This window comes from Streptomyces durmitorensis (assembly GCF_023498005.1).
GTDB lineage: Bacteria > Actinomycetota > Actinomycetes > Streptomycetales > Streptomycetaceae > Streptomyces > Streptomyces durmitorensis.
This window is the reverse complement of record NZ_CP097289.1, coordinates 3197512-3211308: the sequence shown is the minus strand read 5'-3', so window position 1 is coordinate 3211308 and position 13797 is coordinate 3197512. Positions and strand designations below refer to the sequence as shown.

General features: G+C 69.2%; 13 protein-coding genes and 2 riboswitches. Of the genes, 9 read left to right on the top strand and 4 right to left on the bottom strand.

What is annotated here, in order from left to right; genetic code table 11:
* Positions 1-24: 24 nt before the first annotated feature.
* Together M4V62_RS14195 and M4V62_RS14190 are read left to right on the top strand one after the other, a co-directional pair.
* Positions 25-684 (top strand): GNAT family N-acetyltransferase, encoded by a 660-nt coding sequence (locus tag M4V62_RS14195; RefSeq protein WP_249587620.1) that lies wholly within the window; start codon positions 25-27, stop codon positions 682-684.
* Positions 685-864: 180 nt separating this feature from the next.
* Positions 865-1011 (top strand): alpha/beta hydrolase, encoded by a 147-nt coding sequence (locus M4V62_RS14190; protein ID WP_249592825.1) that lies wholly within the window; start codon positions 865-867, stop codon positions 1009-1011.
* Positions 1012-1053: 42 nt separating this feature from the next.
* On the opposite strand, the gene M4V62_RS14185 is transcribed toward M4V62_RS14190, so the two are convergent.
* The 4 genes from M4V62_RS14185 to gcvT all read right to left on the bottom strand — a co-directional run bounded on the left by M4V62_RS14185 (position 1054) and on the right by gcvT (position 5460).
* Positions 1054-2439 carry an L-serine ammonia-lyase gene (locus M4V62_RS14185; RefSeq protein ID WP_249592824.1) on the bottom strand — a complete coding sequence of 462 codons (1386 nt, stop codon included), beginning with the start codon at positions 2437-2439 and terminating at the stop codon, positions 1054-1056.
* Between the two features lie 158 nt (positions 2440-2597).
* Positions 2598-3860 carry a serine hydroxymethyltransferase gene (glyA, locus tag M4V62_RS14180; protein ID WP_249587619.1) on the bottom strand — a complete coding sequence of 421 codons (1263 nt, stop codon included), beginning with the start codon at positions 3858-3860 and terminating at the stop codon, positions 2598-2600.
* Positions 3861-3890: 30 nt separating this feature from the next.
* Positions 3891-4268 (bottom strand): glycine cleavage system protein GcvH, encoded by a 378-nt coding sequence (gcvH, locus tag M4V62_RS14175; RefSeq protein WP_249587618.1) that lies wholly within the window; start codon positions 4266-4268, stop codon positions 3891-3893.
* Between the two features lie 58 nt (positions 4269-4326).
* Positions 4327-5460, bottom strand: coding sequence for a glycine cleavage system aminomethyltransferase GcvT (gene gcvT / locus M4V62_RS14170; protein WP_249587617.1), 1134 nt, complete (start codon positions 5458-5460; stop codon positions 4327-4329).
* Between the two features lie 35 nt (positions 5461-5495).
* Positions 5496-5607, bottom strand: a riboswitch (glycine riboswitch).
* A riboswitch (glycine riboswitch) is annotated at positions 5608-5721 on the bottom strand.
* Between the two features lie 141 nt (positions 5722-5862).
* Here gcvT and M4V62_RS14165 point away from each other — a divergent pair.
* The 7 genes from M4V62_RS14165 to M4V62_RS14135 all read left to right on the top strand — a co-directional run bounded on the left by M4V62_RS14165 (position 5863) and on the right by M4V62_RS14135 (position 13775).
* The gene (locus M4V62_RS14165; protein ID WP_249592823.1) at positions 5863-6549 is read left to right on the top strand and encodes an AAA family ATPase; all 687 of its coding nucleotides are present in this window, start codon (positions 5863-5865) and stop codon (positions 6547-6549) included.
* A gap of 63 nt (positions 6550-6612) precedes the next feature.
* A complete protein-coding gene (locus M4V62_RS14160) occupies positions 6613-7422 on the top strand; it encodes an enhanced serine sensitivity protein SseB (protein WP_249587616.1) in 810 nt (269 codons plus the stop codon).
* A gap of 123 nt (positions 7423-7545) precedes the next feature.
* The gene (locus tag M4V62_RS14155) at positions 7546-8319 is read left to right on the top strand and encodes an enhanced serine sensitivity protein SseB C-terminal domain-containing protein (protein ID WP_249587615.1); all 774 of its coding nucleotides are present in this window, start codon (positions 7546-7548) and stop codon (positions 8317-8319) included.
* 364 nt (positions 8320-8683) lie between these two features.
* Positions 8684-9688: an ABC transporter permease gene (locus M4V62_RS14150; RefSeq protein ID WP_249587614.1), complete on the top strand. Its 1005-nt coding sequence runs from the start codon at positions 8684-8686 to the stop codon at positions 9686-9688.
* Positions 9689-9790: 102 nt separating this feature from the next.
* Positions 9791-11560, top strand: a complete 1770-nt coding sequence (locus tag M4V62_RS14145) for an ABC transporter substrate-binding protein (protein ID WP_249587613.1) — start codon at positions 9791-9793, stop codon at positions 11558-11560.
* 119 nt (positions 11561-11679) lie between these two features.
* Positions 11680-12681: an ABC transporter permease gene (locus tag M4V62_RS14140; protein WP_249592822.1), complete on the top strand. Its 1002-nt coding sequence runs from the start codon at positions 11680-11682 to the stop codon at positions 12679-12681.
* Positions 12678-13775 (top strand): ABC transporter ATP-binding protein, encoded by a 1098-nt coding sequence (locus M4V62_RS14135; protein WP_249587612.1) that lies wholly within the window; start codon positions 12678-12680, stop codon positions 13773-13775. Before M4V62_RS14140 ends, M4V62_RS14135 begins: the two co-directional genes overlap by 4 nt.
* Positions 13776-13797 lie beyond the last annotated feature (22 nt).

The window sequence follows — 13797 nt, the reverse complement described above, 5'->3', positions numbered from 1 at the left end:
GACGCGATCACAAGGAGTACGCCCATGGCCAGCACCCCTGCCACGCTCGGGGCGATCCTCGACGCGGCGGCCCACGGGCGGTTCCCGCCGCCCGACGGCACCACCACCGTCGTGCCGCAGCCCTGCCACCGCGACGCGGGCGTGATCGCCTTCACCGCGCACTCGGTGGTCTTCACGGACGAGGACCCGGCATGGGTGCACGACACCCTCGCCGCGCTCGACTGCGATCCGCTGGCCGCCACGATGAACCCCCTGTTCCTCGCCGCCTTCCTGGCGCGCACGGGACGCGCGACGGACACCACCGACCTCCTGACCGTGGCCGACGCCCTGCCGGGCGGCCCCGAACCGGCCCTCGGCCTGCGCGAGATCGACGACCCGGACCACCCCCGGGTGGTACGGGCCCGCAAGCGCCGCGACGACGTGCGGGTATGGGCCTGCGCGGGCGGCGGCGTCCTCGTGCTCGGGCGCGGGCTCGCCGGGCGCTGGGAGGCAGCGATCGAGGTCGAGGAGGACGTACGGCACCGGGGGCTCGGCCGGGCGCTCGCGCTCGCCGCCCGGCATCTGGTGCCCGGCGGATCCCCGGTGTGGTCGCAGCAGTCCGCGGGCAACGCACGCAGTGTGCGGGCCTTTCAGGCGGCGGGGTACCGGCCGGTGGGCGCGGAGGCGTTGTTCTTCGCGCGGTGAGCACGGTGCTGGGTGCTGGGGGCAGGGGGCACAGGGCGGGGCCGACGGGCCTCGGCCTCTCCATCGCGGCCTGGGCGGCCCACGGCTACGGCACCACGAGCGTGACCGACGAACTCTCCTGCGAGGACTGGCCTCGGCACCACCGGCGACCCGGCCACCCCGTACGAGGAGGCCGAGAGCCTGGCGGACCAGTTCCCCGGCGGGATGCTCCTGACCTACGAGGGCCTGGGCCACACCGCGTACGGCCGCAGCAGCGCCTGCGTCACGGACGCCGTCGACGCCTACCTCACCGACCTGAAGCCGGTCCGCCCCGACGCCACCTGCTAGGAGAGCCCTGTCGCCACCTGCTAGGCGAGCCCTGTCGCAGGCTCAGCACTCGATGATGTTCACCGCGAGCCCGCCCCGCGCCGTCTCCTTGTACTTGACGCTCATGTCGGCCCCGGTCTCCTTCATGGTCTTGATGACCTTGTCGAGGGAGACCTTGTGGCTGCCGTCGCCGCGCATCGCCATCTTCGCCGCGGTCACGGCCTTCACGGCCGCCATGCCGTTGCGCTCGATGCACGGGATCTGGACGAGCCCGCCGACCGGGTCGCAGGTCAGGCCGAGGTTGTGCTCCATGCCGATCTCCGCGGCGTTCTCGACCTGCTCGGGGCTGCCGCCGAGCACCTCGGCGAAGGCGCCCGCCGCCATCGAGCAGGCGGAGCCGACCTCGCCCTGGCAGCCGACCTCGGCGCCGGAGATCGAGGCGTTCTCCTTGAAGAGCATGCCGATCGCGCCGGCCGCGAGCAGGAAGCGGACCACGCCGTCCTCCCGCTCCTCCTGGGAGGACCCGCCGGCCACGAAGTTCATGTAGTAGTGCAGGACCGCCGGGATGATCCCCGCGGCGCCGTTCGTCGGGGCGGTCACGACACGGCCGCCCGCGGCGTTCTCCTCGTTCACCGCCATCGCGTACAGCGTGATCCACTCCATGGCGCGGGCCTGCGGATCGCCCTCGGCGCGCAGCTGGCGCGCGGAGTTGGCCGCGCGGCGGCGGACCTTGAGGCCGCCCGGCAGGATGCCCTCGCGGGACATGCCGCGCGAGACGCACGCCTGCATCACGCGCCAGATGTCGAGCAGGCCCTCGCGGATCTCCGCCTCGGTGCGCCAGGCCTTCTCGTTCTCCAGCATCAGAGCGGAGATGGAAAGGCCGGTCTCGGAGGCCAGGCGCAGGAGCTCGTCACCCGTGCGGAAGGGGTGCTTCAGCACCGTGTCGTCCGGCACGATCGGGTTCTCGCCGGCCACCGCGTCCTCGTCGACCACGAAGCCGCCGCCCACGGAGTAGTACGTCTTCTCCAGGACGAGGGCGCCCTCACGGTCGTACGCGAAGATCGTCATGCCGTTGGCGTGGTACGGCAGGGCCTTGCGGCGGTGCAGGACCAGGTCCTCGTCGAAGTCGAAGTCGATCTCGTGCATGCCGAGGAGGTTGAGGCGGCCCGTGCTCTTGATCTGTTCGATGCGGTCGTCGGCGGACTCGACGTCGACCTCGCGCGGGGACTCGCCCTCCAGGCCGAGAAGGACCGCCTTCGGGGTGCCGTGGCCGTGGCCCGTCGCGCCGAGGGAGCCGTAGAGCTCGGCGCGTATGGCGGTGGTGTGGGCCATCAGGCCCTCGTTCTTGAGGCGGCTCGCGAAGATGCGGGCGGCGCGCATGGGACCGACCGTGTGGGAGCTGGACGGGCCGATGCCGATCGAGAACAGGTCGAAGACCGAGAGGGCCACGAGAAACTCCAATGGTGGTTGGTAGACGCCGTTGTCTGCCGGGGTGGTGCAGAAAACTACGAACGCGGGGCATGAGCCGGGGCACCGCACTCACTGTCTTCACTGTCCAGTGTGCGCGGTGCCCCGAAGATTCGTACGAAGGAAAGCGTACGAAAATGCTACAGGTTGGGGTACAGCGGGTGCTTGGCTGCCAAGGCCGAGACGCGGGCCTTGAGCGACTCCGTGTCGACGTCGCCCGGCTTCAGCGCCTCGGCGATGACGTCGGCGACCTCACGGAAGTCGTCCTCCTGGAAGCCACGGGTCGCGAGCGCGGGCGTACCGATCCGCAGGCCCGAGGTGACCATCGGGGGGCGCGGGTCGTTCGGGACCGCGTTGCGGTTGACCGTGATGCCGACCTCGTGGAGGCGGTCCTCGGCCTGCTGGCCGTCGAGCTCGGAGTTGCGCAGGTCCACCAGGACCAGGTGCACGTCCGTGCCGCCGGACAGGACGTCGACGCCGACGGCCTTCGCGTCGTCCTGCACCAGGCGCTCGGCCAGGATGCGGGCGCCGTCCAGGGTGCGCTGCTGGCGCTCCTTGAACTCCTCGGAGGCCGCGACCTTGAAGGAGACGGCCTTGGCCGCGATCACGTGCTCCAGGGGGCCGCCCTGGAAGCCGGGGAAGACCGCGGAGTTCAGCTTCTTGGCGAACTCCTTGCTGCGGGCCAGGATGACGCCGCCGCGCGGGCCGCCGAGCGTCTTGTGCGTCGTGGAGGTGACCACGTCCGCGTACGGCACCGGGTTCGGGTGCAGCCCTGCGGCGACGAGCCCGGCGAAGTGCGCCATGTCGACCCACAGGTACGCGCCGACCTCGTCGGCGATCCGGCGGAACTCCGCGAAGTCCAGCTGGCGCGGGTAGGCGGACCAGCCCGCGATGATCACCTTCGGGCTGTTCTCCTTGGCCAGGCGCTCGACCTCGGCCATGTCCACCAGACCGGCCTCGTCCACGTGGTACGCGACCACGTTGAACTGCTTGCCGGAGAAGTTCAGGCGCATGCCGTGCGTGAGGTGGCCGCCGTGCGCCAGATCCAGGCCGAGGATCGTGTCGCCGGGCTTGGCGATGGCGAAGAGGGCGGCCTGGTTGGCGGAGGCGCCGGAGTGCGGCTGGACGTTGGCGTACTCGGCGCCGAACAGGTCCTTGATCCGGTCGATCGCGATCTGCTCGGTGACGTCGACGTGCTCGCAGCCGCCGTAGTAGCGGCGGCCGGGGTAGCCCTCGGCGTACTTGTTGGTCAGGACCGTGCCCTGGGCCTCCATGACGGCGACCGGAGCGAAGTTCTCCGAGGCGATCATTTCCAGGGTGGACTGCTGGCGGTGGAGCTCGGCGTCGACGGCGGCGGCGACGTCCGGGTCCAGCTCGTGGAGAGGGGTGTTGAGAAGCGACATCAGGTGGTCCCTAGGGGTCTTTAGGAGGCTTCAGCTGCCGGAAAACTCGGTGTACTCGTCGGCGGAGAGCAGGTCCTGCGGCTCATCCGCGACACGCACCTTGAACAGCCAGCCGCCCTCGAAGGGCGCGGAGTTGACCAGCGACGGGTCCTCCACGACGTCCTGGTTCGACTCGACGACCTCACCGGTCACCGGCGAGTACAGGTCGCTGACGGACTTCGTCGACTCGAGCTCGCCGCAGGTCTCGCCCGCGGTCACCGTCTCGCCGACCTCGGGGAGCTGGGCGAAGACGACGTCACCGAGCGCGTTGGCCGCGTGCTCGGTGATGCCGACGGTGGCCACACCTTCCACGACGGCCGAGAGCCACTCGTGCTCCTTGCTGTAACGCAGCTGCTGGGGGTTGCTCATGACCTGAATTCTCCTGTACGCGGGGGAGTGCTGATGAACGAGGCTGTTGTGCGGGGTGTCACTTCTGGCGCTTGTAGAACGGCAGCGCCACGACCTCGTACGGCTCGTGCGTGCCCCGGATGTCCACGCCCACGCCCTCGGTGCCGGGGGCGGCGTGCGCCGCGTCGACGTACGCGATGGCGATCGGCTTGCCAAGCGTCGGGGACGGGGCGCCGGAGGTGACCTCGCCGATGACCTTGCCGTCCGCCACCACGGAGAAGCCCGCGCGCGGGACGCGGCGGCCCGCGGCGACCAGGCCCACCAGCTTGCGCGGGGGAGCGGTCTCGGCGCGCTCGGCGGCGGCCGCGAGCGCGGCGCGCCCCACGAAGGTGTCGGACTGCGAGGTCTTCTCGAACTTCACGACCCGGCCGAGACCGGCGTCGAAGGGCGTCAGCTCAGCGGTCAGCTCGTGCCCGTACAGCGGCATGCCCGCCTCAAGGCGGAGCGTGTCGCGGCAGGAGAGCCCGGCCGGGACCAGGCCGACGGGCTCGCCGGCCTCCATGAGTGCGCCCCAGAGCTTCTCGGCGTCGCCGGGCGCGACGAAGAGCTCGAAGCCGTCCTCGCCGGTGTAGCCCGTGCGGGCGATCAGCGCGGGGACACCGGCGACCGTGCCGGGCAGGCCCGCGTAGTACTTCAGGCCGTCCAGGTCGGCGTCCGTGAGTGACTTCAGGATGCCGGGGGACTCGGGACCCTGGACGGCGAGCAGGGCGTACGCGTCGCGGTCGTCGCGGACCTCGGCGTCGAAGCCGTCGGCGCGGGCGGTGAGCGCGTCGAGCACGACCTGCGCGTTCGAGGCGTTGGCGACCACCATGTACTCGGGGGCCTCGGCCTCGCCGAGGCGGTAGACGATCAGGTCGTCCAGAATGCCGCCGTCCGCGTCGACGATCATCGTGTAGCGGGCGCGGCCGACACCGATGGAGCCGATGTTGCCGACCAGCGAGAAGTTCAGGAAGTCCACGGCCTCGGGGCCTGTGACCGTGATCTCGCCCATGTGGGAGAGGTCGAAGAGACCGGCCTTGGTGCGGACGGCGATGTGCTCGTCACGCTCGCTGCCGTAGCGCAGCGGCATGTCCCAGCCCGCGAAGTCGGTCATGGTCGCGCCGAGCGCGCGATGCACGGCATCGAGGGCAGTCAGACGGGGGGCGGTACTCATACGTGGAACTCCCAGGGCATGACGGGCGAGGTCGATCCTCCCCATCTGTCATCGGAACCTGAGAGGTTCACCACGACCCGCACGTACAGGGGGTCATGACTTGCACCTTGGGTGGAGCCGCCGGGGCGGCCCGCTTTTCAGATGTGCCTCGCCCGCGCGGTACGGGGCCTGAGAGATTCAAGGGAGGGACTTGCTCCTTCGGCGCCCCGGTGCGTCATAACGTCGTACGACGATGGCCGGGGACTCTCCCGCGCGGATTCAAACGGCCTGTATGGAGTTTGCGGGCACATCATTGCACGCGCCCGCGTCACAGGGCAGTGCCAGTCCAGTAATGCCCTTGTGCCGCATTACCTTCTCTTTACACTTGCCGGGGAAGCTGCGGGAAGCAGGTACGTGACCGCTATGGGGAGGCCGATCACGGTGCGCAGGACGAGTGTCTACGCGACCAACACAGGGGTGGCCCTGCCCAAACAGGCCGCCGCCCCCACCAGGGAGAGCTGCGGCGCCCTGCCGACGGCCGTCGTCCGCGACCTGCGGCAGCGGGCCGGTCACAGCCCGCACCGGCTGACGTTCGGCGACGGCGACCTGATCGTCGTCTCCGGGCTGCCGGGCAGCGGCAAGTCCACGCTGATGCGCAGAGCCGTCACGGGCCCGCGCATCGACTCGCAGGACACCCGCGACCGCTGGGCCCGGCGCATGCCGGGTCTGCTGCCGTACGCGGTGTACCGCCCCCTGGTGCGCCTCGCGCACTACGCGGGGCTGCGCAGGGCCCTGCGCTCCGGCGAGAGCGTCGTGGTGCACGACTGCGGCACCCAGACCTGGGTGCGCCGCTGGCTGGCCCGCGAGGCCGCGCGGCGCGGCACGACGCTGCACCTGCTGCTGCTCGACGTGCCGCCGGACACCGCCATAGAGGGCCAGCTCTCGCGCGGCCGCGGCGTGTCGCGGTACGCCTTCGCGCGCCACCGCAGGACGGTCGGCCGCCTGGTCGGCGCCGCCGAGCGGGGCGATCTGCCGCGCGGCTGCGGCTCGGCGGTGCTGCTCGACCGGACGGCGGCGGGCGTGCTGCGGGGGATCGGCTTCGGCGACTGAGCCGCCCGCCGCCACGTTAGGGTCGTGCCGCAGGCAGAGCGGGACCGAGCAGGGGTTAAAGAGATGGACTTTCCGGCGCAGGCACACGCCCATCCCTACGGAGGATGGCCGGGCAACGAACTCGAAGAGGTGCTGGCGGCATCGCTGGCCACGCCGGGGGCGCCCCCGACCGGTGCCTCCGCGGGGGCCCGCATCGTCGAGGTGCTCGGCCGCAGCCACGTCTGGGTCCCGCTGCCGAACGGCGGAGCCCCGGACAGCGGCACCCTGGACCTGCCCACGCTGGAGATCGAGGGCCAGGCCTACGTCCCCGTCTTCAGCTCCGAGCAGCAGTTCCAGCAGGCCACCGGCGGCCGGATGGGCTGCACCGTGGCGCCCGCCGTGGAGTTCGCGCGCGGCCTGCCCCCGCAGCTGGGCATCGCGGTCAACCCGGACGGCACGGTCGGGGTCCCGCTGCCGCCGCCTGCCGTCGCCGAGCTCTGCCGCGCCGGGCGCACCCCGCTGGACGGGCCCGCGAGCGGCGGCCGCGTACGCCTCTTCGAACCGGACTGGCAGGAGGACCCGGTGGACTTCCTGTCCGCCGCCGCCCGTGAGTTCGAGGCCACCGGGGTCGTCCTGAGCGCACGCCGCTGCCTGGCGAGCGTCGAGGGCGAGGACCCCACGCTGTTCGTCGGCGTCGAACTGACCTCCTGGGAGGGCAACGCGCGCGAGCTGCCGATGGAGGCCGTGGGTCGTGCTCTTGGCCAGGCCCCGGTGGCCTGGCCGGTGAACCTGGTGCTGCTCGACGTGGCCCAGGATCCGGTCGGGGACTGGCTGCGCGAGCGGGTCAGGCCTTTCTTCGGCCGGAGCCCGGGGCACGAGCACGGACCTGTGTAAGGACATGTGCAGGTACGTGTGTGAGGGTGCCGTACGTCAAGTCGGCGTCAGGATCGCCGCTTAAGCTGGTTTCATGACCCGGGGCCACCGGGTCAGCGGGTCATCGCGAAGGGGCGGTTAAGGGTGAGTGCGTCGGGCACGGCTGCGGCCGGGCAGGTCGAGCACATGCTGCGCCAGGTGACACCGGGGCGCTACGACGCCTACGAGGCGCTCCTGCGGGCGCTCGCCGCCGACCAGGTGTGGATGCTGCTCTGGCACGGCCAGGCCGGATCCCCCGACGCGCAGTACGGAAACATGGAGGTCGAGGGCCTCGGGTACGCGCCGTGCGTGACCTCCGCCCAGGAGCTCTCCGCCAGTGGCTGGAACCGCTCGTACGAGGTGGTCAGCGGCCTCGACATCTCCCGCACCCTCTACCCCGACCACTACGGCCTCTGGCTCAACCCGCACGCCCCCGGCGGCGGCGTCGGCATCCCCTGGCTCGACCTGCGGCGCATCGCGTCGGGCCTCGACCTGCTGCCCGCAGGACCGCTGCGGCTCACCGAGCCGGCCATCGAGATCCCCCAGTTCTACGCCCTGCTCACGCAGAACGCGCACCGCACCCCCGCGGTCCGCTCGCTGCGCCGCGCCTGGGTGCAGCCCGCGCTCGGCGCGCCGTACCTGGCCATCGGCCTCGATGTGTACGACACGTCGCCGTCGTCGGTCGACGGGGTGCGCACGATGATGCAGCAGTCGATCGCCGCCGTCCCCGACGGCCTGCCCGTGTCGACCGTCGCGATGTCGGACGCGTACGACCCCGTGGCCATGTGGCTGCGCGCCAACGTCAGGCCCTTCTACGACCGCGAGGCCCAGCCGGCCCCGGCACCCGCGGGCGGATACGGCTACCCCGCGCAGTACTGAAGCGGCCGCGACGCGGCGTTCGGAGGCCCCTGAAGGGGTCTTGAACCGGCCACCGCGGCTCGTATACCTGCCCTGACCGTCACGATGTCCGTTCTGATGGCGGAGGGGCCCTATGGGCTCTCGTGGCACCTTGCGACCCAACTGCCCCGTGTTCGCCCCTCGTTCACGTGCGTCCGGATAACGGAACACCTCGATCAGCATCACGGTTGCGCATCCATTCACCGTCAAGGCTGGTAACAGATCGCGACCCCGATGAAGACTCCCGCACCAGGGGCGCTTCGCCCCTGTGTACGACGGACTGATCACATCGCTACAGCGACAAGTGCGGGCCGGTCACCACCGGTTGAGAGGGGTCCCTGCCACGATGACGGCACCATTGCATGACACACCTGCGGACGCGGACCCGACAGCGGACGTCGCTCCCGCAGCTGATGCAGGGGTGAAGAAGGTCGAGGGGCGGTCCCTCAAGCAGATCGCCTGGAACCGCCTGAAGCGGGACAAGGTCGCCCTGGCCGGCGGCATCACCGTGCTCGTCCTGGTCCTTGTCGCCGTCTTCGCGCCCCTGATCGTCTCCCTGCTGGGCCACCCGCCCAACGAGTTCCACCAGGACGAGCTGGAAGACCTCACGAACCTGCCCAAGGGCGCGTTCGGCGGCATGAGTTGGGACTTCCTCTTCGGGGTGGAGCCCAACAAGGGACGCGACGTCTTCAGCCGGATCGTCTACGGCGCCCGGATCTCGCTCCTCGTGGCGTTCCTCGCCGCCGTGGTGGCCGTGGTGCTCGGCACCTTCTTCGGGATCATCGCCGGATACTTCGGCGGCTGGATCGACGCGCTGATCAGCCGGGTCATGGACGTGCTGCTCGCCTTCCCGCAGCTGCTCTTCGTGATCTCCCTGGTCTCGGTCCTGCCCGACGACCTGCTCGGGCTCACCGGCAGCGGCGTCCGCATCGCCGTACTGATCCTGGTGATCGGCTTCTTCGGTTGGCCCTACGTCGGGCGCATCGTCCGAGGCCAGACCCTCAGCCTGCGCGAACGCGAGTACGTCGAAGCGGCCCGCAGTCTCGGCGGCGGTCAACGGCACATCCTCTTCCGTGAGTTGCTGCCGAACCTGGTCGCTCCGATCACCGTGTACGCCACGCTCATGATCCCCACCAACATCCTCACCGAAGCGGCACTCAGCTTCCTCGGCGCAGGTGTACGCCCGCCGACGGCTTCCTGGGGCGGCATGCTCCGGGACGCGCTCGCGACGTACGAGCACGACCCGATGTTCATGGTCTTCCCCGGCCTGGCGATCTTCGTGACCGTGCTTGCCTTCAACCTCTTCGGTGACGGGCTGCGCGACGCCCTGGACCCCAAGGGAACTCGGTAAACAGCTCCAACTGGCTTGCCCCTGCCGCAGCGTCAGGTGGCTCTTCCCATGGTTCTTAAGGCAGTCAAAGCCAAGGACCGCGAATCTCGGAGGATGCGAGAAATGCCCACAGGTTCCTCTAAACGACGGTTGACCGCAGGCGCGGCCCTCGTCGTGGCGGCGCTGGTGACCACCACGGCGTGCGGCGGCGGCAGCGACGACGACGACAGCAAGGGTGCCGGCTACAACAAGGCGATCGGCAACGTCGCGAACAAGTCGGCGAAGAAGGGCGGAACGCTCAAGTTCATCGCCAAGCAGGACCTGGACTCGGCCGACCCGCAGCGCGCGTACTACGGCATGACGTGGGACTTCATGCGGTACTACACCCGCACGCTGATCACGTACGACACCAAGCCGGGTGCCGCGTCCAACAAGCTCGTCCCCGACCTCGCCGAGTCCACGGCGAAGATCAGCGACGACGGGAAGACCTACACGTACAAGCTGCGTTCCGGCCTCACCTGGGAGGACGGCTCGAAGCTGACCTCCAAGGACATCAAGTACGGCATCGAGCGCATCTGGGCGACCAAGGTCATCACCGGTGGGCCCGCGTACCTGAAGACGACGCTCGACCCCAAGGGCGAGTACAAGGGCCCCTACGAGGACAAGTCGAAGGACAAGCTGGGTCTGAAGGCGATCGAGACGCCGGACGACAACACCATCATCTTCAAGCTGCCCAAGAAGAACGGCGACTTCGAGCAGATGCTCGCGATGCCGTCGGGCACCCCGGTGAAGCAGTCCGAGGACACCGGCGCCAAGTACACCCAGCGCCCGTTCTCCTCCGGCCCGTACAAGTTCCAGAACTACAGCGCCGGCAAGAGCATCACGCTCGTGCGCAACCCGAACTGGAAGAAGTCGTCCGACCCGGTCCGTCCCGCCCTGCCGGACAAGATCTCGGTCACCATCTCGGCGAACCTCGAAGAGAACGACAAGCGCCTGATGGAAGGCGACTACGACATCGACATGAATGGCACCGGCATGACCCAGTCGGGTCGTACCACCGCCATTCAGGATCACAAGGACAACGTCGACAACATGCAGACGGACTTCGTCCGTTACGTCGCCCTGGTGACCAAGACGAAGCCGTTCGACAACGAGGCCTGCCGCAAGGCCGTCTTCTACGCCACGGACTTCGCGAGCCTGCAGAAGACCCGTGGCGGCGAGGTCGCCGCCGGTGAGATCGCCACCAACGTCTTCCCGAAGTCGATCAAGGGTCACGACGACTACGACCCGTACGGCATCAAGGAGCGCAAGGGCAAGCCGGACGTCGCCAAGGCGAAGGCTCAGCTCAAGGAGTGCGGCAAGCCGGACGGCTTCTCGACCAAGATCTCGGCGCGCACCAACCAGCCGGGTGAGGTGGACGCCGCCACGGCGCTCCAGGAGCAGCTGAAGAAGGTCAACATCAACGCCGACGTCGACCAGATCGACGGCGCCGACTCCTCCAGCATCACCGGCTCTCCCTCGGTGGTGAAGAAGCGCGGCATCGGCATGACGATGGCGGGCTGGGGTCCTGACTTCCCCACCGGCCAGGGCTACGCCCAGCCGCTGTTCGACAGCCGCTTCATCGCTGAGAACGGCAACTACAACGAGTCGCAGATCGACGAGCCGAAGATCGACAAGTACTTCGACGACGCGATCGCCACGGTCGACCCCAACAAGGCCGGTGAGATCTACACCGACCTGGCCCACGAGATCGTGGACAAGGCCTACTGGATGCCCTTCATCTACGAGAAGAACATCTCGTGGCGTTCCTCGCGGGCGACCAACGTCTACTCGTCCGCCGCTTACAGCGGTCGTTACGACTACGTCTCGCTCGGTGTGAACGACAAGAAGTAGTCCCCGCCACCAAGGCAGTCCCACCGCCGAATCCCGCCAGTCCGAAGGGCAGGTGATGGCCCCGGGCGGTGGCCGGGACCCCTCACAAGGGGGCCCCGGCCACCGCCGGGCCGCGCACAGTGCTTGCTTATCTCATCCGGCGCCTGATCGCCGTTGTCGTCATGGTGCTGGTCGTACTGCTCGCGACCTTCACCGTCTTCTTCATGCTGCCCAAGTGGGCGGGACAGGACATCGCCGTCCTCTTCGCCGGCAAGTCGTCCGGAGCCGAGCAGCTCGCTGGCATCCGGATCAAACTGGGTCTGGACGATCCTCTGCTCGTCCAGTTCTGGGACTTCGTCAAGGGCATCCCGATGGGGCGTGACTACGCCAACGGGGCCGACGTCACCCACTGTCCGGCCCCCTGCTTCGGATACTCCTTCCGTACCGAGGCGCCCGTCTGGGAGACCCTCAAGGACGCCCTGCCCGTCACCGCGGCGCTCGCCGCCGGTGCGTGTGTGCTGTGGCTGGTCGCCGGTGTCGCCACCGGTGTGCTCTCCGCGCTCAAGCGGGGCACCATCTGGGACCGTTCCGCGATGATCACCGCCCTCGGCGGCGTCTCGCTCCCGATCTTCTTCACCGGCATGATCGCGATGGGGCTCTTCGTCCACACGCTCGGCTGGGTGAAGATCGAGGACACCCTCACCACGGACGATCCGATCAACATCTGGTTCGAGACCCTGATCCTTCCCTGGATCGTGCTCGCGTTCCTCAACGCCGCCATGTACGCACGGCTCACCCGCGCGACCATGCTGGAAGTGCTCGGTGAGGACTACATCCGCACCGCGCGCGCCAAGGGGCTCGGCGAGGCCGTCGTCATCAGACGGCACGCGCTGCGCTCCGCCATGACGCCGATCCTCACGGTCTTCGGCCTCGACCTCGGTGTGCTCCTCGGTGGCGCCGTCCTCACCGAGTCCACGTTCAACCTGCCGGGGCTCGGCCTGGAGGCGGTCAAGGCCATCAGCAACAAGGACCTGCCGGTGATCCTCGGCGTGACCTTGTGCGCGTCGCTCGCGATCGCGCTCGCCAACCTCGTCGTCGACCTTCTGTACGCCGTCATCGACCCGCGAGTGAGGCTGGGATGACCGAACTGCACAAGACCGGAGCGGCGGTCGGAGAACCCGTCGCCACTGCGGTCGCTCCCACCGCCTTCCTCGAGGTGCGCGACCTCAAGGTGCACTTCCCGACCGACGACGGCCTGGTCAGGTCCGTCGACGGGCTCAGCTTCCAGCTGGAGAAGGGCAAGACCCTCGGCATCGTCGGCGAGTCAGGATCCGGCAAGTCGGTCACCTCGCTCGGCATCCTCGGCCTGCACACCGCGGGGCAGTACGGCAGCCGCAAGGCCCAGCTGTCCGGCGAGATCTGGCTGAACGGCACGGAGCTGCTCAGCGCGGACCCGAACCAGGTGCGCAAGCTGCGCGGCCGCGACATGGCGATGATCTTCCAGGACCCGCTGTCCGCGCTGCACCCGTACTACTCCATCGGCAAGCAGATCATGGAGGCGTACCGGGTCCACAACAACGTGGACAAGAAGGTCGCCCGCAAGCGCGCCATCGAGATGCTCGACCGGGTGGGCATTCCCCAGCCGGACAAGCGGGTCGACAGCTACCCGCACGAGTTCTCGGGCGGCATGCGCCAGCGCGCGATGATCGCGATGGCCCTGGTGAACAACCCCGAACTGCTCATCGCCGACGAGCCGACGACCGCCCTTGACGTCACCGTCCAGGCGCAGATCCTCGACCTCATCCGGGATCTGCAGAAGGAGTTCGGCTCCGCGGTCATCATGATCACGCACGACCTGGGCGTGGTCGCCGAGATGGCGGACGAGCTGCTCGTGATGTACGGCGGGCGCTGCGTCGAGCGCGGCACCGCCGAGAAGGTCTTCTACGAGCCCCAGCACCCCTACACCTGGGGCCTGTTGGGGTCGATGCCGCGCATCGACCGCGAGGAGACCGACCGTCTCGTGCCGGTCAAGGGCTCCCCGCCCAGCCTGATCAACCTGCCGGACGGCTGCGCCTTCAACCCGCGCTGCCCGTACGCCGACATCCCCAAGGACCAGATCACCCGCCGTGAGCGCCCCGACCTGCACGAGGTCGCGCCGGGTCACTTCACCGCCTGCCACATGTCGCAGGGTGAGCGCACCCGCATCTGGACCGAAGAGATTGCGCCGAAGCTGTGAAAGACGATGCGAAAGATCAGGC

Bases quoted from the DNA above. Each gene is read 5' to 3' on its own strand.
- M4V62_RS14195 (WP_249587620.1), top strand. From the start codon at position 25: ATGGCCAGCACCCCTGCCACGCTCGGGGCGATCCTCGACGCGGCGGCC.
- glyA (WP_249587619.1), bottom strand. From the start codon at position 3,860: ATGTCGCTTCTCAACACCCCTCTCCACGAGCTGGACCCGGACGTCGCC.
- gcvH (WP_249587618.1), bottom strand. From the start codon at position 4,268: ATGAGCAACCCCCAGCAGCTGCGTTACAGCAAGGAGCACGAGTGGCTC.
- gcvT (WP_249587617.1), bottom strand. From the start codon at position 5,460: ATGAGTACCGCCCCCCGTCTGACTGCCCTCGATGCCGTGCATCGCGCG.
- M4V62_RS14165 (WP_249592823.1), top strand. From the start codon at position 5,863: ATGGGGAGGCCGATCACGGTGCGCAGGACGAGTGTCTACGCGACCAAC.
- M4V62_RS14160 (WP_249587616.1), top strand. From the start codon at position 6,613: ATGGACTTTCCGGCGCAGGCACACGCCCATCCCTACGGAGGATGGCCG.
- M4V62_RS14150 (WP_249587614.1), top strand. From the start codon at position 8,684: ATGACGGCACCATTGCATGACACACCTGCGGACGCGGACCCGACAGCG.
- M4V62_RS14145 (WP_249587613.1), top strand. From the start codon at position 9,791: ATGCCCACAGGTTCCTCTAAACGACGGTTGACCGCAGGCGCGGCCCTC.
- M4V62_RS14135 (WP_249587612.1), top strand. From the start codon at position 12,678: ATGACCGAACTGCACAAGACCGGAGCGGCGGTCGGAGAACCCGTCGCC.